We start from the raw sequence: 18,372 nt of genomic DNA, 5'->3' as shown, positions 1-18,372 counted from the left end.
GCGACATGAGTGGTTTTTATCGGATGATGTCTGGACGCAGATTTGCTGCGCACGAAAAAGCCGAATCTGGCGGGCAAGGTCATAACAAACGTACAGGGACCGGGACAGTGTCGGAAGGACAACCGGAGAGACAAGAGATGCGAGGAAGTACAGTTATTGGAGTGGCTTTGCGAACTTCGGTGCTGATGATTCTCTTATGCGGTTTGGCATATCCGCTAGTCAGTACAGGAGTAGCGCAGGTTCTGTTTCCACAGCAAGCAAACGGCAGTATGCTTCGTGACGCGGAGGGGCGGGTGGTCGGCTCCGAACTGATTGGGCAGTCCTTTGCCGATTCGGCGTTTTTTCAAGGTCGGGTATCGAGCGTTGATTACAATGGGGCTGGTTCAGGCTCAAGTAACTACGCGCCGTCGAATCCAGCCTTGATACAGCGAGTCAAGGACTCTATTGCGGATTGGCAGAAGCATAACCCGGATGTACCCGTCAGTCAGGTTCCGGTGGACCTGATTACGAACTCCGGCTCCGGTCTGGACCCGCACATCTCGCCACAGGCGGCACGGGTGCAAATTCCGCGCATTAGTGGCTTGACGGGTATCCCGCAGGATCGACTGAGAGCACTGGTGCAGGAGCAGACAGAAGGCCGCAGCGCAGGGGTGTTCGGCGAGCCACGTGTGAACGTGCTCAAGCTGAATCTCGCGCTTGAGGCGCAAATGAAGGTAGAGCCTGCCAAGCGTTGAGAATATAATAAATTGATTTGTCTGATAATTAAGTTAAAATAGTACTCATATATGATCAAGGAGGCGGTCCAAATGGTAACGATGAATAAGCGGACAGACTATAGAAGGACAGCGCCTACTCGTCCATAAACTGCGTGGTTTCTTCTTGATGAGGGTAACCAATAATATGCAAGATTATAAATTTTTTAAAATGAATGATTTTTCAGATCATCAGATTGCTCGAATACGAATGTTGGAACAACTATGCAAGAATTTCGACGGATCAAGTTTAAGAGTGGGCATAGAAAGCCTTAAAGAAAACGGTGGAGATAAAGCGATCCTTTGCCAATTGGGCAACCAGTTGATTGGCTATCTCAGTTGGTATACATCAGATGAAATCGAAGCTAATATTAACGCTATGGTTCATCCTAATTATCGGCGCCAGGGTGTATTCCGCTCCTTAATGTACAATGCTGCAGCTGAGATACAATTACAAGGCATCAAAGCATGTCGCATCAGAATCCCGTCCAATTCAATACCTGGAATAGATTGTGTGAAGCACTTGGGGGCCAACTTTAGTACGTCTGAATTCTCCATGAATTTAAATCGGTTCCAATCTGATAGGTTACATCAATCCGGCTTAGTTTTGCGGCTAGAAGAAGATCAGGATTTTGATTTTATGGTTGAATGTTCATCGCAAGCTTTTGGTGATTCCGAGTCTTGGACAAAGAACTATTTTAAGCATACGAGAGAACCAGAACGTGTAACTTACCTCGCTGTAGATAGACTGACACCGGTCGGAATGATTCGAGTCAATCATGTTCATACGGATACAGCTGTTATTCATGATTTCTGTGTACATCCATTATACCAAGGCAAAGGGTATGGCCGTGAAATTCTTGCTTGTTTGGTGAAAATCTTGCTTGCCAAGCAGTACACTAAGATTCGACTAGGAGTAGTTACGCAAAATGAGCGTGCCTTGAACCTCTATCGGTCAATAGGGTTTGAGATTTCTGCCGAGTCTCATTATTATGTGAGTGCTATACAAAATTTAATTTATACAGGACAAATAAAATAGGATGAACAAAAAAAAGGTATCTCGCTGCCATTGGGGCAAGTGAGATACCTTTTTAATATATTCATATTTGGCTACCGATTAACCTGAAATCGTTTGGATGATGAGCACTACATTCAAGATGATAATGACAGCGGTCACGATCCAGGTTAATACTTTTTGCCACATTTTATTTGCGAATTCACCCATAATTTTTTTGTCGCTGGTAAAGAGAAGTAATGGAATGATGGCAAAGGGAAGCTGGATGGACAGGATGACCTGGCTCAGCACAAGCAGTTCCTCCGCACCTTTTTCACCTGCGATTGCAGTGACGATAACCGCTGGAATGATCGCGATGAGGCGGGTCACTAGACGACGCAACCAAGGTGAAAGACGAAGATTCAAAAAGCCCTCCATCACGATTTGTCCAGCTAAAGTGCCTGTTACGGTTGAATTTTGACCTGAGGCGAGTAATGCCACCCCAAATAGTATGCTCGCCAGTGTGGTTCCCATTAGTGGCGAAAGCAGATAATAGGCATCACTAATTTCGGCTACATCTGTTCTTCCTGCCGTATGGAATACAGCAGCTGCCACGATCAAGATGGCGGCATTAATAAATAAAGCGAACATCAACGCTATACTGGAATCCCAAGTTGCAAATGTAATAGCTTCCCGTTTACCTGCTGAAGTCTGCTCAAATTTGCGAGTTTGTACAATAGAAGAATGCAGATACAGGTTATGCGGCATTACAGTAGCGCCCATAATACCGATGGCAATGTACAGCATGCTTGGATTCGTCAAAATTTGCGAGTCTGGTACAAAGCCGCCCAATACGCCGCCCCATTCCGGTTGTGCCAAAAGGAGATTAATGCCAAAACAGCCGGCAATCGTCGCCATCAGCACAATGACAAGTGTTTCCAATGCCCGAAAACCTTTGTTTTGCAGCAGTAAAATGAGCATAACATCAAATGCTGTAATGATAACTCCGTATAGTAACGGTAGACCGAACAGCAGCTTCAGCGCAATGGCTGAACCGATGACCTCGGCCAAATCCATGGCTGCAATGGCAATTTCACACAATAGCCATAAGCCGATCGCGACAGGACGACTATAGGCATCACGGCACATTTGAGCTAAATCTTTACCTGTGGCGATGCCAAGCTTGCCAGATAAGGCTTGTAACAGGATGGCCATCAGGTTGGAGATTAGAATGACACTAAGCAGCGTGTAGCCGAATTTCGATCCGCCGGCGATGTCTGTGGCCCAGTTGCCGGGGTCCATATAGCCGACTGCGACCATATAGCCGGGTCCAGCAAAGGCAAGAAACTTCCGAAACCAGGTCCCGTCTTTCGGGACGCTCAAGGAACGATTCACTTCCGACAGTGAAGCGATTTCCGCGAAGTTGCCCTTTGTATTTTTCATACGCTTCACCTTCTTTATTGATGTTGAAATATATTATTAGTGACATAACGATTGTGTTATCCCTATTGTACACCCACAATAGTTTTTGTCTAGTGCAACTTTTGTGTGGTCAAGCAAGTTAATCGTATTTTTGAAGCAATATAGCCATCGTATAAAGCTGAACAATAGAAAAACCAAGCTATATCACTCTGAGGGGAGCAGCTTGGTCGTTTTGGATTTTTTTTAAATTACATCTTTTAAATATTGCGGGAGAGCCGTGCAGCCAGTTCCTCAATTTCTTCCGAGGATAGTCCTGGGGAGAACATTTCTGGCTTTTCCTCCAAATCGGGGATGGGAGCTCCTTCGGGAGGACCGTCTTTAACATACAAAGGTTGTCCATCTTCCGGGTGAACGCCGTTCCATATTTTATCAATTTCCTTGTAGTCATTCGGACTGAAACGATAAATAGCCCGGTGCAATCCTTTTTCTTTGAATTTACGCGTTTCAGAAAAGGCCTTATTCAAGTTCGGAATCGGAAGCATTTTGTTATTTCTATGCCTGTAAGCTTTTCCAACGCTTTGACCTAGGCCATCACATGGACTTCACCCCGCACCAGCAAGTAGCCTACGATCTCGCGTGCGACAGGGGTGTCAGTCATGGAAGTCTGAGCAGATACAATAAAATGATGCGAGTAAACCTTCAAGACACATGTTGACAGCCCATCAAGTTAGGGGCTTATAACATATAGTGTAAACAAGGTGAGGTGGAATTAAACGGTAAATAAATCAGTTAACTTCCATGTTTTAAATGATTCATTTTGTGTAGTTCGTTTAAAGTACATACGAGAAGGAAATCATGTATTAACATGACGATAGATTCCTGCGGAATGCAAATAATATAGAGAAGGAGAGATGAAATCATGGAAGCATTATACACAGCATCAGCAACGGTACATGGTGGAAGAGACGGTTCAGTCGCTTCATCTGATGGGGTTTTGAAGCATAAGCTCAGTACGCCGAAGGAACTGGGTGGCGCAGGTGGAGAAGCTACGAATCCGGAGCAATTGTTTGCGGCAGGTTATGGTGCCTGCTATGAGAGCGCATTGGCTAACGTGGCCCGAAAGGCTAAGGTGAAGGTGGATAATGTTGAGGTCACCAGCCACGTATCTATCGGCAAGGACCCAAGCGATGGCGGCTTCCAGCTGGCGGTACGTCTGGATGTGAAAATACCTGGTATTGAACGCGCCCAGGCCGAAGATTTGGCACGCCAAGCACATGATTTTTGTCCATACTCCAAAGCAACACGCGGTAACATTGATGTCGAGCTCAATGTCATTTGACTGCATTTCTATAACTTTTACACTCTGGCCGCCGATTTATTGGCGGCTTTTGCACATAGATCTTGATTAGCTGAGATTCGCGACCATTTGACATCATCGCCAAAATTCATTAAGATGGCTTAGGTGATTCTGGTCATCAGGTACGAAACAAATTTGAAAAATACGGGTGATATGATGTCTTACAGACCGAATATTGTTAATTTCACGCTGGCTGGCAGCAACGAAAAAGAAGGGCTTTATGAGTTTAAAATGAGTTTGGCCGATGGAACGGAGTGCCGCGTTTTTTCTCAACGTAATCCGGAGTGGACCTTGACGAATATTAGTCGACTGCTAACGACGCCTTGCCCGGTATGCCATAAGGATTTTATCTGCAAGTGTATGGATAAGTTCCATGAGGAGTTTTTAGAGCAAATTAATACGAAACAGCTGTTTGAGAAAGCATTGAGCTAGTTTTTCGAACAGGTAAAGACTATACATTTCTAAACAAGCGTCGGATACTTTCGGCGTTTTTTTGTTTATATTCATATGGTTGCGTTGCTGGTATTCATGCCGTTGATTTCTCTGGAGGTGAAATGCATTTATGAACCAGTCTGATCATGCCCATTCAGATCATTCCATTGTGTTGGTGGATGGGGTATGCCACTTTTGTCAGGGAGCGGCCCGCTTTATTATCAAGCGTGACCCTAAGGGAACATTTCATTTTGGTTCCCTGCAATCTGAGGCAGGACAAGAACTATTACGTGCAGGAGGACTATCTACAGATCAGTTGGATACGTTCGTGCTGATTGAAGACGGTACGTATTATACAAGGTCAACCGCAGCTTTGCGAATTGCCAAACGTCTTCGTTTTCCATATCCGCTGGCCTATGTGTTCATCCTGGTTCCCCGCTTTGTGCGCAATGCAGTCTATAACTGGGTGGCGCGTAACCGATATCGTTGGTTTGGCAAGGATGAAGAGGATCAATGTCAGATCCCCCCACCAGAAATTAGACAACGATTTTTTTAGAGGTTGTTCAAAAAGTCGTCTTTCCATAACGAAGCTATTCAAGAAGCGGATTCGACGTCGAATCTTGAATTCAGCCGGGCCTTCCGTTGCTCACGTAGATCTGTCTACGCTCCGCTACTCAGTCCCTAGCTTCATCCAACCTTCTCGGTCCCGAAAAGCCGACTTTTTGAACACGCACTTTTAGTTGCTTTTTTTTTAAGTTTCTTTTTTGGAGCGATGTCTACGAATTAGTAAGATCACAGCGATCACGATCAGTATCAGGCTCGTAACAGCTACATACACGATATGTCGTACATTGGGTACGTTAACAGACAATTTTAGCTCGTTAGATTCCAAAGGAGCAATGTCCCAATATAGTGTTTTTCCGTCTTCCGACACACGGTCCGCATTATTGGTAGCAGGTTGGATGGGTAAGGATAGGCTGAAGTTAAGATCCAGCTGCCGCTCCAGTAATTTGCGCGCAAACACATTCATTTGCTCAAATTTGTCACTCAGTCCTTGAGCTTCTTTAGGAAGCATCCGTGGTAGATCGAGCTTCATGGTAAGATCAATATTCGTTGTGAAAAAATGTTGACTCACAGCACGCTTTATTTCTAATCCCTCAGGTAGATTTAATCCCTGACTGGGATTTTTTTTGTTTGTGCTCCAATCTCCTTGATAATGTCCCTTGATTTGATATCCCTTTCTTCCCTGTTCAGCTAGCGGCTGTACATCTACATTGTTGCTTTGAATACGCTTGACTAATCGATCTAGCAGCCCGGGATTGTCCAACATCATCAGTGTCTGGTTGTTTACACTGAACGTTGCATCCATATCTACACTTTGATCGAGATGAACATCTACATGGATGTCACCTCGAGCACAGGAAGTTAGGGCAAGCAGACAGCACACCAGCATAAAAATGAGCAGTATTTTTCGTATCCGAACTTGCCGACGTTTGTTCCGATAAGGGCTGTATCCTGTTGGCTCCATGACCTGCACCTCTTTATATGTATTCTTTGGTTTAATGACTGGATATCTTCTATATATTACACATTGGGAGAACGAAAATCGAACGGTATAACGAAATACATAAGAATTATATTTTATAAAATGTTTCCCTAGGTAAAAACTTTAGTGTATACTCTAAAATATAGTATTGATAAAAAATAATTGAATCAAGGAAATAGTTTGTCCCAAAACGAATATTCAAAGGAGGATTTTAAAACATGAACAAGCAGTTTAAGAAGGCTTTGCCGCGATGGGTAACGACGGTTGGAGTGTTGTCTCTAGCTCTAGTTCTAGCGACTGCATGTACCGATGCTAAGAAGAAGGAGCAGGGAACTGCGAGAGAGGCGGGACAAAAAATAAAGGCTACGGCTACCATCGGTATGATCTCTGACATTGTCGGCAAGGTCGGCGGTGATTATGTGGAGGTCACGGGAATTATGAAGTCAGGCGTTGACCCGCATTTGTACAAGGCTTCTCAGGGAGATATGCGCAAGCTGGATCAGGCCGACGTTATTTTTTATAACGGGTTGCATCTGGAAGGAAAAATGCAGGACATTCTGGAGAAAATCAGCAAGCAAAAACCCGTCATACCTGTGTCCAAAAACATCGCCCAGGATCACTTGCGTGCAGGTAGCCCGGAAATGGGATCTGAGCATGATCCACATATCTGGTTTAACGTACAGAATTGGATGTCTGCGGTAGAAACCGTCAGAGATGAATTGTCGGCGCTAGACGCTGTTCATGCGGAGGAATATAAGGCCAACGCAGAAAGCTATCTTACTGAGCTGCGAGAGCTGGATGATTACACGAGAGAGCAGATTGCCAGTATACCGGAAGCCCAGCGCGTGCTTGTCACGGCACATGATGCTTTCGGCTATTTCGGAGATGCCTACCACATTCAAGTGAGAGGACTTCAAGGTATGAGCACAGAATCAGAAGCGGGTTCTCAAGATGTGACCAAGCTGCGAGATTATCTGGTCGAACATAAAATCAAGGCTATATTCGTAGAATCTAGTGTTCCGAGAAAGGCCATAGATGCGGTTATTCAGGGGGCCGCTCAGCAAGGTCATATAATTAAGGTTGGTGGCGAGCTGTATTCGGATGCCATGGGTGAAGAGGGCACAGAAGATGGAACATATATTGGAATGGTCAAGCATAACGTTAATACGATTGTTAAAGCTCTTAAATAAGGAGGCAGAGATACATGGGGCATTCACCACTTGTCGTTCGTGATTTATCGGTAGCTTATCAAAAAAAGCCCGTTTTGTTCGATGTTTCCTTTGAGGTGCCGGAAGGCAAGCTGATTGGTATTATCGGTCCGAACGGGGCTGGGAAATCTACACTGATCAAGGCAGCGCTTGGACTGATTCCAAAGCTTAGGGGCGAGGTGCTGGTCTACGGCAAGCCCTATAAGCAACAGCTACTCAAGGTTGGCTATGTACCACAGCGGGAGTCGGTGGATTGGGATTTTCCGACGAACGCATTGGATGTGGTTATGATGGGACGGTATGGCAGATTGGGCTGGTTTAAGCGTCCGGGAGCAGCAGATCGTCAGGCTGCGATGGAGAGTTTGGACAAGGTTGGAATGAGCAAATATGCAGACAGGCAGATTAGTCAATTGTCTGGCGGTCAGCAACAACGTGTTTTTTTAGCCAGAGCACTCGCGCAGGATGCTCAGCTTTATTTTATGGATGAACCGTTTGTCGGTGTGGACGCTGCAACAGAAAAAGCCATTATTTCATTGCTCAATGATCTGAAACAGCAGGGCAAAACCGTGCTTGTCGTTCATCATGATTTATCTACAGTCACGGATTATTTTGATCAGGTTATGCTGTTGAACGGGCATCTGATGGCGTTTGGAGAGACGACAGATATTTTTACCGAGGAAAATCTGCAGCGTACGTATGGCGGGCGTCTGAGTATACTCAAAACAGGCCCGGATTCCGGTACGATACTCGGAGTGAGGTGAGCAGTATGACAAGCTTGGCAACGCTTTTGACCGACCCAAACATGCAGTGGATTTTGCTGGGCTGCATTTTGCTCGGTTTAAGCAGCGGGGTGATTGGCAGTTTTATGTATTTGCGCAAGCAGTCGCTCATGGGAGATGCTTTGGCACATGCGGCTTTGCCGGGGGTATGTGTGGCTTTTATGATCACAGGTACAAAATCAGTGTTTGGATTTATGATTGGGGCCGCTATTGCGGGGATTGTTGCTACCTTTGCCATCAGTGCATTAACCCGGTATTCACGAATTAAAAGCGATTCCGCGATTGCAGCGGTGCTGTCCGTATTTTTTGGCTTCGGCATTATGTTGTTGACCGAAATTCAGCATAGTGGCGCAGGCAACCAAAGCGGATTGGATAAATTTCTATTTGGTCAAGCTGCGGCAATGGTATTGTCTGATGTCTATACGATGGCGGTAATTTCGGTGGTACTCATCGGAATATGTATATTATTTTTCAAGGAATTTAAGCTGCTCAGCTTTGATCCCGGCTTTGCCCGCGGACTTGGTTTTCCGGCAGGTTTGCTGGATAAGTTGTTGATGCTAATGATTGTCATTGCGGTGGTTGCTGGCATTCAGGCCGTGGGAGTCATTATGATGGCTGCCCTGCTGATTACCCCGGCCGTGTCGGCAAGATACTGGACAGAGAAGCTGGGTGTCATGGTATGCCTATCAGGCTTGTTTGGTGCTATAGCAGGCCTTGGTGGGACGGTCATTAGCTCTCTGGGACAAAATCTGCCTACAGGACCGTTATGCGTGTTGTGTGCGACTGTGGTGTTTGGAGTGAGCTTGATTTTTGCGCCGCAGCGCGGGATGATCTCCAAGGCTATCGTTCGGTTGAACGCCAGAAAAAATCTGGAGCAGACAGTCGGAACACAGCCAAGGGAGGAGCGTGCCCTATGAGTTCATTTTATGTAATTTTGACGGGAATGTTAGTGGCAGGGGGATGTAGTATCGTTGGGTGCTTTCTCGTGCTCCGAAAAATGGCTATGATCGGTGATGCAATCAGTCATGCGGTATTGCCGGGGATTGTCATTGCCTTTCTCATCAGCGGATCGAGGGATTCGGTGTGGATGATGTTTGGTGCGGCTGTGCTGGGTCTTCTAACGGTGTACCTGATTCAGCTATTCCAACAAAGCGGTCTGCAAAGTGATGCTGCCATTGGCGTGGTGTTTACGACATTGTTTGCTATCGGTGTTTTGCTGATCAGTGTGTTCGCTTCCAATGCCCATCTGGATATGGATCACGTTTTGTATGGGGAAATTGCTTATGTGCCGTGGAATACGTTAGAAATAGCCGGCTTCGATGTCGGTCCGAGGGCTGTGTGGATTACGGGCGCGATGTTTTTGATCAATTTGCTCGTGATAGGGGGCTTTTTCAAGCAATTTAAAATCACTTCCTTCGATCCCGCCTTGGCAGCTTCATTAGGCATTCCAGTTGTTTTATTTCATTATCTACTGATGAGTCTCGTCTCACTAACGACGGTGGCGTCATTTGAGAGCGTGGGTGCAATTCTGGTGGTTGGCATGCTCGTTGTACCGCCTCTTACCGCTTATTTGCTGACGGAGAAGTTGTCCCATATGATTGTATACAGCGTCGGATTTGGGGCGATCAGTTCGGTCGTAGGCTTTTACACAGCAAGTGTATTGGATGCTTCTATTGCAGCATGTATGCTGTGTGTATCGGGTGTGTTGCTGCTTTTAGCTTTTCTCTTTTCCCCGTCTCACGGTGTGGTATGGCAAAAGTTATTTCAACAACGGGGGATCGTTGGCGAAGATAGCAAGTGATTGTAGGAAGTGATCCCATATGAGTTACCCAAAATAGCGTGCATTCAGGCATAAGAGACCTGAATGCACGTTTTTTTGCGCTTATACTGCCCTGTGCGGCTTTTTTTGGGGCAAGCTTGATTGATCATCTTGAATTGATTGGGACACGGGAGTACATTCATTACAACCATATAAGAATGGACGGAACAAACAAGCGGCACGCTGTGGGGAGGAACGAAAGTGGAGAGCTTCAAACGTAAATCACCAGAGGAAATACTGGATTCGATTAACAAACTGCATCGAGGCAGACTCAAAATATACATGGGTGCGGTCAGTGGCTCGGGCAAGACGTATCATATGCTGCAGGAGGGACAATCGCTGCAGCATGAAGGTATTGATGTTGTGATTTGTGCGGTCTCAACCATGCAGCGGCCTGTGACCGTGGAACAGGTCGGCACGCTGGAGCGAGTGCCTAGTATTCATTGGATAAAAGATGGTGAGGAGCAAAAGGATCTGAATGTGGAAGCTTTGGTGGCACGAAATCCCGAGGTGGTACTGGTGGATCATTTGGCACATCATAACCGGAAAGACGCCCTATTTCCAACACGGCTGGAGGATATTCGGTATTTGCTGGAGCAGGGAATTAGCGTCATTACGACGGTCAATGTTTATGAACTCGAAGGAATTACGGAGTGGGTATATCAGCTGACAGGCTTTGAAGCGGAATATACGGTTCCGGTTGATACACTGGAGCTGGCGGATGAAATTCGTCTGATTGATGCCACCCCGGAGATGATTTTGGAACGGCTGGCGAAAGGCTATATGCATACGCCCAATCCTGAGATGTTTCACCGGGGAAATCTGGGTAAATTGCGTGAGCTAGCCCTGCGATTGGTAGCAGAGGATGTGAACGATTCGCTGGAACGGCACCGGGAAGAGTTAGGCTTGCACGGGGCGTCTGGAGCCGCAGAGCGTATTTTGGTACCTGTCCAATATCATTGGAATGGGTCCATTTATGTACGTAGGGGGGAACAGGTCGCCAAGCGGTTGGGTGGAGATATGCTAGTAGTCTCCTTTGTCAGCTCGAAGCGCAAGCTGTCCAAGGAATCAGCTGCCTTCAAGCGTTCAATTGAGAAATTGGCTGACAAGATCGGATCAACATTTGAAGAAATCCCGCTTTTTTCCCGCAGAAGGTTGCCTCGTCAACTGATTCATTATGCGGTGACGCACAATGTTACCCGAATTGTTATGGGGCATTCTCGGCAGACGCCGTGGCAGGAGCTGATGAAAGGATCGCTTGTGAACGGGATTTTAAAACGAATGAAAAATATGGATTTGCTGCTGATTGCGGACCGGGCCGAGCAGGAGGGTGAGCGGATTTTGCCAACAATGAGACAGGAGGAGGGAGATAACGATCCGTATCATCGTTTGAGCGTTGAGGAAGCACAGGCTGAGGCAGCCAAAATCCTGCGGGGCAAGCTCAAGGTATACATTGGCGCTGCTCCGGGGGTCGGCAAAACATACACGATGCTGAGAGAGGGGAATGATCTGCTGGAGAGTGGGATCGATGTAGTTATCGGATTGCTGGAAACGCACGGAAGAGCAGAAACACTGGCCCAGGTAGGATCTCTGAAGATGATACCCCGTCAGTCCATCGAGCGCCATGGCGCACACTTGGAAGAAATGGACACGGAATCCATTCTCAGGCGTAATCCCGAGGTGGTGCTTATTGATGAGCTGGCACATACCAACGTTCCCGGAAGTATGAGATCTAAGCGCTATGAGGATGTGCTTACCATTTTGGAACAAGGTATTTCTGTGATATCCACAATGAATGTACAGCATCTGGAGAGCTTGAATGATGCGGTAGAACAGATTACTGGCATACGAGTGAGAGAAACTGTTCCCGACCATATGATACGTCTGGCCGATGAAGTACAGCTTGTTGATGTGGCTCCTAAATCTTTGCAGCAGCGTATGCGTGAGGGCAAAATATACGATCCTGCGAAGGTGGAACAGGCACTTAGCCATTTTTTTAAACTGGGCAATCTGATTGCGTTGCGTGAACTTGCTTTGCGGGAATTGGCAGATGACGTAGATGAGCGGCTGGAATCCTGGGATCGACACGAATCACTTCGGGGACCGTGGCGCAGGGAGGAAGTGATCTTCGTAGGCGTGACGCTAAGCGAAAATGCTGAAAGGCTGATTCGCCGCGGTTTTCGTATCGCCTTTCGTCTGAAGGCTGTGTGGATTGTGACTTATGTTCATGTCGGTGAGCGTATGCCCGAGAGACTGAACCCTCGTCTGGAACAACTAAAGTTGCTGACCCACCGACTGGGGGGAACCTTTGAGGTACGGCTTGTTTCCAGCCGACGCGAGATTGCCGACATTTTGATTGCTCCAGTGGAAGGATATTCAGGTACGCAGCTCATCGTGGGGCAGTCTTCCCGAAGTAGCCGTTGGGGGAAGGCTGCGGTTGTGCCGAGGATTCTCCGTCAAGCACGTCATATGGATGTTCTAATTGTGGCGGATTATGATCCGGATATTAAGCTGGAGGTAGATCGTTAATTCGCCCAGTAAATTCATAAATAGTCATATGATGGTTACCGATGGTTCGCTGCTTCCATAGTATATTCTATCTCAAAGAAATGGAGGCGAATTAAAAATGTTTAAACATTGTCATTTGCGTAAGCCAAAAAAACGTATCTTTAAGAAGATCATTAAGGTGACTGTCATTAAGTTTAAACCTAAATTTAAACATGATCACCGGAAACATGAAGATTTTGATAAGAAATGTCATTGCCGGAAACGTCGCCATCACCGCCATCATCGCCATCATGACTGTCATCGTCGTCACCACAAATTCTACTAAGATGAAGATGCTAGGAGGCGGGGCTAGACTGCCCGCCTTCTCCTAGTACGAGGATTTTGGAAGATACTTGCACAAAAAATACTTGCTCTAATATAAGCGCTATGCTATTCTACCAGTAAATAGATTGCACGTGACGGAAGCACCGTTCACCAACCGTATGTACTTACGGATGGATGAACGGTGCTTTTTTGCGTTGTTGTGTTAGGGAAAGGGATGAGCGTTATAGTTCCAGTGAAAGTGGTATTGGCCGTAGAAAGCCGGGATTATATTGAGCCGCTGCTGAATTATGTTCACGGAAGCGAGTACGCCAGAAGGCTGAGAATCACGGCTTTTTCGCAACCGGAGGCATTTCATCAATACATGATGGAAACCAGTGGAATGAAAAGACCGGATGTGGTGGTAGGTGAAGCGGCTTTTTTGAATCTATGGACAGACAGGGAAGCTGCTGATATTCCTTGTTTGGTATTGCATGAGGGAGAACAAGTGAGCGAATATGGACAGCCTTTATTAAAGTATCAGCCTTTATCTGAGCTGGTCGGTTTTATTTTGGAAACGGCTAGACAGAGGTCGAACGGTCGGAAAAGTGTAAACAGTCGGGAAGGTGGAATGATTATCGGCATCGTAGCAGCTTCCGGTGGACTAGGCAAGACAACGGCCGCACTCAATATGTCCAAACAGCTGGGGAATGAGGGATATTCGGTATTCTATCTGAATCTGGAGACAGTGGATTCAAGCTCATTGTTCACTGGTTCAGGCAGTGCTAGCGGAGCAGAAGGAGAAGGGCTGTCCAGGTTGCTCTATGATCTCAAGGCGGAGGGGAATGAGGGCATTCCATTATCCGTGGCAGCCTATTGTGTTCGCCGCCCTGAAATTCAGGCGGATACTTTTCAGCCTGTCTATAATCGCAAGGAGCTGACGGACATGACTTGTGATGAAGCGAAAGAGCTGATTCGAACGGTTGCCGAAAGTGGGCAGTATGATGTAGTGATCGTAGATGGCGATTCTGAAAAAGGTGATCGGGCTCAAGCCGTGCTTGAAGCTAGTCATAAGCTGATTTGGCTGCTGGCAGACGATTTAATGAGCATGCACAAGTGCGGATTATGGCTGGATGTTTTAGAAACCACGCAGCCTGAAGGGCTTGAAGACATGATATGCAAAACCAGCTTTGTGGTGAACCGCTATATGGGAACTATGATCAACTCATTACCTCGTGACTTCATGGAGCTAAACGGAGCGTTACCCTATATACCTTCATGGAAGCAGATGCAGCACCATGAGCTACTGCTTAGTTCACCGATTTATCAGCGGGAAATTCGTCATCTGTGCCACGAGCTGCTGAATGTGGACAGTGTAACACATCCGCCCGCCGTTTGGTCTTAAAAGGGGCTGATGAACATGAATGAGGAACGGTTTAAGGCATTGCGAGCAGATATCCGAAACGGGCTGGACGTAACGTCTTCGGTAAAGGATGCAGATCTGGTACGGCATATTGAAAATCGAATTTTACACGATGTAGAGCTGGTGGGCTTAACTTCCCGTGAGAAGCATGCACTCGTCCGCAAGATTTTTAACTCTTTCCGTGGGCTGGATGTACTCCAGCCATTGATTGATGACCCGACCGTTACGGAAATTATGATTAACAGTCACCGGGAAATTTTTGTGGAACGGGCTGGTGAAGTGATGCAGGTACCTGATCAATTTGAGTCCCGCGAGCGGCTGGAGGATTTAATCCAGACGATTGTAGCCGGGGTGAACCGAATTGTGAATGAGGCTTCCCCCATTGTGGATGCCCGGTTAAAGGATGGGTCACGCGTAAATATTGTGTTGCCTCCAGTTGCTCTCAAGGGTCCGACGATGACAATACGGAAGTTTCCCGAGCGTCCTATGACGATGGATGACTTGATACAAATGGGTGCGCTTGATGCAGAAACCGCTGCTATGCTCAAGGACTTGGTACGTAGCAAGTACAACATTTTTATAAGCGGAGGAACGGGATCTGGTAAAACAACTTTTCTGAATGCATTATCCCAGTTTATCCCGTCGTCTGAACGGATTATTACCATTGAAGACTCAGCAGAGCTGCAAATTGTGACGGTCCCTAATCTAGTTTCCATGGAAACACGGAATGCGAACACCGAGGGGAAGGGAGAAATCACAATTCGTGATCTGATTCGTTCCTCCCTGCGTATGCGGCCCAACCGCATTGTGGTGGGTGAGGTCCGGGGAAGTGAGGCATTGGATATGCTGCAAGCGATGAATACAGGACACGATGGATCGTTGTCAACTGGGCATGCGAATAATATCCGCGATATGGTCAGCCGGCTGGAAACGATGGTGCTCGGAGGGGCAGAGCTTCCGCTTGGAGTAGTACGGCAGCAGATCAGCTCGGCCATTGATATATTCGTTCATCTGTCACGGATGCGCGACAAATCCAGACGAGTACTGGAAATTAGCGAAGTGATTGGTTTTGAAAATGGTGAGGTGACGCTTAATCCCCTTTATCGTTTTCAGGAACGAGGAGAAAGTAAGGGGCGAATCGTAGGAGGTCTGGAACGTTGTGGCGAAGGTCTGCAACATACTTTGAAGCTGCAAATGGCCGGGATCAATCCGCAAAACTGGCACAGGGGAGGAGTATCAGCGTGAAGCCAGGAAAAACGACTGCCAAACAAGTATCACATGAGGTCCCTTCTCTGCCAGATTATACGGTGTATACATTATCGACAGTACAAAAAAGTCTGTGCATATTGTTTAGTGGCGTGCTGTTTGCGATGATCGGCTATCTATTTTATCACCAATGGATATTATCGTTGCTGTGCGCTGCCGGGGCTGGGGTGACGCCTCGTTATTTTAGGCAATTTTTGCTGCATCGACGCAGGTCTGCTCTAAGCATCCAATTCAAGCAGGCTTTATATTCACTCTCGTCTTCTCTTTCAGCGGGAAGGTCGGTGGAGAATGGTTTTCGTGAGGCTGTAGAGGATTTGAGGTTGCTTAGTCCGGATGGAGATCACGACCTGATTTTTGAATTTAACATTATTACCGCCTGTCTCGAAATCGGACAGCCTGTAGAGGCTGCTTTGCAGGATTTGGCCCGTCGGGCGCAGATGGAGGATATTACGAATTTTGCGGACGTATTTGCGGCTTGCAAGCGAACCGGAGGTGATCTGGTGGAAGTCGTACGACGAGCTTCAAGTGTCATTGGTGAGAAGTTGGAAATTCAGCAGGAGATCGGAGTAATGATTGCGCAGAAACGTTTTGAATCGAGGGTTATGTTTGCAGCGCCTTTTTTGTTTGTATTGTTTATGACGATGACAGCGAGTGATTACATGATGCCCTTATACAGCGGTACAGGTATGATTTTATCAACCTTTTGTTTATTGGTGCTTGGTGGGTGTCTTGTGTGGATCAACCACATTATGAAGATTGAAGTGTAAGGAGAGATGGGTATGGTGATGTTGGTTTGTCTGGTCATGCTGGTTCTGCAAGTGGGAGGCTGGGTGGTGCTGAACCAGATGCATGGTGCTAAGTATGCGCATTTTCGCCATATGAAGCTGGAGGGACTGCGGCTGCAAAGACTTTCAGTCCCATTTGTACACATGATTCATGCTTCACGTGCTACTCACAGGCTGCCTTTGCTGATGTTCAAGCTCCAGCGTTCGGTGCAGAAGCTGTATGGTATGCGCAACAGCGGAGAAAAAACGATGCTTTTTCTGGCAGAAATGTTGGGTTACGGATATATGATGGCTGCTGGTGGAGTTATAATATCGCTCTTGATGGGTGGGGATGCGACCGGGCTGGTGCTCGGATTGGGACTTGGCATTCTGGTACCCATCGCGCTGATCAAGGATTTGCATGGGAAAGTACAGAAGCGGGATCAGCAAATTTTATTGGAATTGCCTGAACTGTTGAGTAAAATGATGCTTTTAGTAGGTGCAGGTGAGACGGTACAACGGGCATTGCTCCATTGCGTGGAACGTAAAGGGGCAGATACGGAACATCCGTTGTATCGAGAACTGAGGCAGACGGTGGCGGAATGGGAAAGTGGCTTTTCCTTTCAACAGGCATTTGAGCACCTGAGCAAACGTTGTGGTATTCAGGAAATGACAGTATTTACGACGACAGTTTTGTTGAATATGAGGCGCGGCGGGAGCGATTTTGTGATGGCTTTACGTGAGTTATCCCAGACATTATGGGGCAAGCGGACTTCAATTAGCCGCACAAGAGGGGAGCAGGCTTCATCTAAGCTAGTATTCCCGATGGCGCTGATTTTGCTAACGGTAATTGTGCTGGTGGGCGCTCCGGCTTTAATGATGATGAATATGTAGGAGGAATACAACGATGATGACATTAGTAACAGGCAGTATTCGTAAGTTGTACAAGGATGAGGATGGTCTGGGTACGTTAGAAATGATCCTGATCATTGCCATTCTGATTGCGGTGGCAATTATTTTCAAGGATCAGATCAAGAAAATTGTAGAAGGGCTTTTGAAAAAGGCGGATAAAAAAAGTAACGATTTTATGGATTCATAATGCTGCGCAAATTGGCACAAAAAGAGGACGGGAGCTTCTCCTTGGAAGCTTCCCTCGTCTTTCCCATTCTACTGCTGGTCATTTTTGTGATGTTATTTTTTTGCCTGTACATATATCAAAAATCTATATTGGTGCAGGTCGCTGCTACTGCTTCGGAAAGGGCCGCTTACAGTTGGGATAACAGCTTCAAGGACCCACGTACGGGAGCATTTACACAAGGGCAACGGGATTCTCTCTATTGGCGCCTGAAGGATGATGGTATGCTGGGAGCCCTGTTTGGCTGGACCGGAGCCAACAATCAGGAAAGTGTACAGGTTCCGGGCGGCAATGGGGGAGGCTCGTTACCTGCTCAGAAGCTGTCCAATGCAGAAAATAGAATGCCTGCGGGCATGCAGGGGCAGATGACATATGAGAACAGTATGATTCACCGTAAGGTGACCACAAAGTTAAATAAGATAGTGAAGGTACCTTTGTTGAATCAGTTTTTAGATCAGACGGATTTGCAAGGGAAAATGAGCTCTGGCGTGGTCGAACCTGTGGAATGGATTCGTACGGTGGAGTTGGTCCGTTATTATGGTGCGAAGTTTATGGGCAGAGGATCAGGTGAAAAGGTAGATTCGGCAGTTGTAGGGAAAGTACTGATGCAATATGGTCAAAACGGTCATTGAGAAGTAAGTAACGGGAATGTAACTGGAAAGGAGGA

General features: G+C 46.8%; 19 protein-coding genes. 16 read left to right on the top strand and 3 right to left on the bottom strand.

Features of this window, described 5'->3' with window-relative positions; genetic code table 11:
- Nucleotides 1–5 precede the first annotated feature (5 nt).
- Both kdpC and MHB54_RS06210 read left to right on the top strand, forming a co-directional pair.
- Entirely contained in the window at nt 6–734 is a 729-nt protein-coding gene (gene kdpC, locus MHB54_RS06215; RefSeq protein ID WP_340981477.1) for a potassium-transporting ATPase subunit KdpC, read from the top strand.
- 166 nt (nt 735–900) lie between these two features.
- Nucleotides 901–1,791, top strand: a complete 891-nt coding sequence (locus tag MHB54_RS06210; RefSeq protein ID WP_068939866.1) for a GNAT family N-acetyltransferase — start codon at nt 901–903, stop codon at nt 1,789–1,791.
- Between the two features lie 78 nt (nt 1,792–1,869).
- Here the strand turns inward: MHB54_RS06210 and MHB54_RS06205 are convergent, their stop codons facing one another.
- On the bottom strand, nt 1,870–3,189 hold the full coding sequence (locus MHB54_RS06205) for an Nramp family divalent metal transporter (RefSeq protein ID WP_340981476.1): 1,320 nt from the start codon (nt 3,187–3,189) through the stop codon (nt 1,870–1,872).
- Between the two features lie 236 nt (nt 3,190–3,425).
- The gene (locus MHB54_RS06200) at nt 3,426–3,710 is read right to left on the bottom strand and encodes a manganese catalase family protein (protein ID WP_053324901.1); all 285 of its coding nucleotides are present in this window, start codon (nt 3,708–3,710) and stop codon (nt 3,426–3,428) included.
- A 377-nt stretch (nt 3,711–4,087) separates the two neighbouring features.
- Between MHB54_RS06200 and MHB54_RS06195 the strand changes: the two genes are divergently transcribed.
- The 3 genes from MHB54_RS06195 to MHB54_RS06185 all read left to right on the top strand — a co-directional run bounded on the left by MHB54_RS06195 (nt 4,088) and on the right by MHB54_RS06185 (nt 5,513).
- Nucleotides 4,088–4,507, top strand: a complete 420-nt coding sequence (locus MHB54_RS06195) for an organic hydroperoxide resistance protein (protein WP_013309264.1) — start codon at nt 4,088–4,090, stop codon at nt 4,505–4,507.
- 123 nt (nt 4,508–4,630) lie between these two features.
- Nucleotides 4,631–4,957 (top strand): hypothetical protein, encoded by a 327-nt coding sequence (locus tag MHB54_RS06190; protein ID WP_025722703.1) that lies wholly within the window; start codon nt 4,631–4,633, stop codon nt 4,955–4,957.
- Nucleotides 4,958–5,087: 130 nt separating this feature from the next.
- Nucleotides 5,088–5,513: a thiol-disulfide oxidoreductase DCC family protein gene (locus MHB54_RS06185; protein WP_023987611.1), complete on the top strand. Its 426-nt coding sequence runs from the start codon at nt 5,088–5,090 to the stop codon at nt 5,511–5,513.
- Between the two features lie 195 nt (nt 5,514–5,708).
- Here the strand turns inward: MHB54_RS06185 and MHB54_RS06180 are convergent, their stop codons facing one another.
- Nucleotides 5,709–6,485, bottom strand: a complete 777-nt coding sequence (locus MHB54_RS06180; protein ID WP_075153921.1) for a DUF3153 domain-containing protein — start codon at nt 6,483–6,485, stop codon at nt 5,709–5,711.
- A 236-nt stretch (nt 6,486–6,721) separates the two neighbouring features.
- Between MHB54_RS06180 and MHB54_RS06175 the strand changes: the two genes are divergently transcribed.
- The 11 genes from MHB54_RS06175 to MHB54_RS06125 all read left to right on the top strand — a co-directional run bounded on the left by MHB54_RS06175 (nt 6,722) and on the right by MHB54_RS06125 (nt 18,337).
- The gene (locus MHB54_RS06175; protein WP_076264360.1) at nt 6,722–7,693 is read left to right on the top strand and encodes a metal ABC transporter solute-binding protein, Zn/Mn family; all 972 of its coding nucleotides are present in this window, start codon (nt 6,722–6,724) and stop codon (nt 7,691–7,693) included.
- Between the two features lie 14 nt (nt 7,694–7,707).
- The gene (locus tag MHB54_RS06170; RefSeq protein ID WP_023987614.1) at nt 7,708–8,472 is read left to right on the top strand and encodes a metal ABC transporter ATP-binding protein; all 765 of its coding nucleotides are present in this window, start codon (nt 7,708–7,710) and stop codon (nt 8,470–8,472) included.
- Between the two features lie 5 nt (nt 8,473–8,477).
- On the top strand, nt 8,478–9,407 hold the full coding sequence (locus tag MHB54_RS06165; protein WP_023987615.1) for a metal ABC transporter permease: 930 nt from the start codon (nt 8,478–8,480) through the stop codon (nt 9,405–9,407).
- On the top strand, nt 9,404–10,291 hold the full coding sequence (locus MHB54_RS06160; RefSeq protein ID WP_023987616.1) for a metal ABC transporter permease: 888 nt from the start codon (nt 9,404–9,406) through the stop codon (nt 10,289–10,291). Before MHB54_RS06165 ends, MHB54_RS06160 begins: the two co-directional genes overlap by 4 nt.
- A 219-nt stretch (nt 10,292–10,510) precedes the next feature.
- Nucleotides 10,511–12,838, top strand: coding sequence for a histidine kinase (locus tag MHB54_RS06155; RefSeq protein WP_340981474.1), 2,328 nt, complete (start codon nt 10,511–10,513; stop codon nt 12,836–12,838).
- A gap of 517 nt (nt 12,839–13,355) precedes the next feature.
- Nucleotides 13,356–14,522: a ParA family protein gene (locus MHB54_RS06150; RefSeq protein ID WP_340981473.1), complete on the top strand. Its 1,167-nt coding sequence runs from the start codon at nt 13,356–13,358 to the stop codon at nt 14,520–14,522.
- Nucleotides 14,523–14,537: 15 nt separating this feature from the next.
- Nucleotides 14,538–15,785 carry a CpaF family protein gene (locus MHB54_RS06145; RefSeq protein WP_340981472.1) on the top strand — a complete coding sequence of 416 codons (1,248 nt, stop codon included), beginning with the start codon at nt 14,538–14,540 and terminating at the stop codon, nt 15,783–15,785.
- A complete protein-coding gene (locus MHB54_RS06140; RefSeq protein ID WP_340981471.1) occupies nt 15,782–16,573 on the top strand; it encodes a type II secretion system F family protein in 792 nt (263 codons plus the stop codon). Before MHB54_RS06145 ends, MHB54_RS06140 begins: the two co-directional genes overlap by 4 nt.
- Nucleotides 16,574–16,585: 12 nt before the next feature.
- Nucleotides 16,586–17,464 carry a type II secretion system F family protein gene (locus tag MHB54_RS06135; protein WP_340981470.1) on the top strand — a complete coding sequence of 293 codons (879 nt, stop codon included), beginning with the start codon at nt 16,586–16,588 and terminating at the stop codon, nt 17,462–17,464.
- Nucleotides 17,465–17,477: 13 nt separating this feature from the next.
- On the top strand, nt 17,478–17,669 hold the full coding sequence (locus MHB54_RS06130; protein ID WP_013309278.1) for a Flp1 family type IVb pilin: 192 nt from the start codon (nt 17,478–17,480) through the stop codon (nt 17,667–17,669).
- Nucleotides 17,669–18,337: a TadE family protein gene (locus MHB54_RS06125; protein WP_340981469.1), complete on the top strand. Its 669-nt coding sequence runs from the start codon at nt 17,669–17,671 to the stop codon at nt 18,335–18,337. Before MHB54_RS06130 ends, MHB54_RS06125 begins: the two co-directional genes overlap by 1 nt.
- Nucleotides 18,338–18,372 lie beyond the last annotated feature (35 nt).

This window comes from Paenibacillus sp. FSL M7-0802 (assembly GCF_038004945.1).
Taxonomy (GTDB): domain Bacteria; phylum Bacillota; class Bacilli; order Paenibacillales; family Paenibacillaceae; genus Paenibacillus; species Paenibacillus polymyxa_B.
Note: the sequence above shows the minus strand (reverse complement) of the source record. Positions and strands in the feature narration are given on the sequence as shown.

Excerpts from the sequence above, each read along its gene's own strand:
- kdpC (WP_340981477.1), top strand. The coding sequence starts at position 6 with ATGAGTGGTTTTTATCGGATGATGTCTGGACGCAGATTTGCTGCGCAC.
- MHB54_RS06210 (WP_068939866.1), top strand. The coding sequence starts at position 901 with ATGCAAGATTATAAATTTTTTAAAATGAATGATTTTTCAGATCATCAG.
- MHB54_RS06205 (WP_340981476.1), bottom strand. The coding sequence starts at position 3,189 with ATGAAAAATACAAAGGGCAACTTCGCGGAAATCGCTTCACTGTCGGAA.
- MHB54_RS06200 (WP_053324901.1), bottom strand. The coding sequence starts at position 3,710 with ATGCTTCCGATTCCGAACTTGAATAAGGCCTTTTCTGAAACGCGTAAA.
- MHB54_RS06195 (WP_013309264.1), top strand. The coding sequence starts at position 4,088 with ATGGAAGCATTATACACAGCATCAGCAACGGTACATGGTGGAAGAGAC.
- MHB54_RS06185 (WP_023987611.1), top strand. The coding sequence starts at position 5,088 with ATGAACCAGTCTGATCATGCCCATTCAGATCATTCCATTGTGTTGGTG.
- MHB54_RS06180 (WP_075153921.1), bottom strand. The coding sequence starts at position 6,485 with ATGGAGCCAACAGGATACAGCCCTTATCGGAACAAACGTCGGCAAGTT.
- MHB54_RS06175 (WP_076264360.1), top strand. The coding sequence starts at position 6,722 with ATGAACAAGCAGTTTAAGAAGGCTTTGCCGCGATGGGTAACGACGGTT.
- MHB54_RS06170 (WP_023987614.1), top strand. The coding sequence starts at position 7,708 with ATGGGGCATTCACCACTTGTCGTTCGTGATTTATCGGTAGCTTATCAA.
- MHB54_RS06165 (WP_023987615.1), top strand. The coding sequence starts at position 8,478 with ATGACAAGCTTGGCAACGCTTTTGACCGACCCAAACATGCAGTGGATT.
- MHB54_RS06160 (WP_023987616.1), top strand. The coding sequence starts at position 9,404 with ATGAGTTCATTTTATGTAATTTTGACGGGAATGTTAGTGGCAGGGGGA.
- MHB54_RS06150 (WP_340981473.1), top strand. The coding sequence starts at position 13,356 with ATGAGCGTTATAGTTCCAGTGAAAGTGGTATTGGCCGTAGAAAGCCGG.
- MHB54_RS06145 (WP_340981472.1), top strand. The coding sequence starts at position 14,538 with ATGAATGAGGAACGGTTTAAGGCATTGCGAGCAGATATCCGAAACGGG.
- MHB54_RS06135 (WP_340981470.1), top strand. The coding sequence starts at position 16,586 with ATGGTGATGTTGGTTTGTCTGGTCATGCTGGTTCTGCAAGTGGGAGGC.
- MHB54_RS06130 (WP_013309278.1), top strand. The coding sequence starts at position 17,478 with ATGATGACATTAGTAACAGGCAGTATTCGTAAGTTGTACAAGGATGAG.
- MHB54_RS06125 (WP_340981469.1), top strand. The coding sequence starts at position 17,669 with ATGCTGCGCAAATTGGCACAAAAAGAGGACGGGAGCTTCTCCTTGGAA.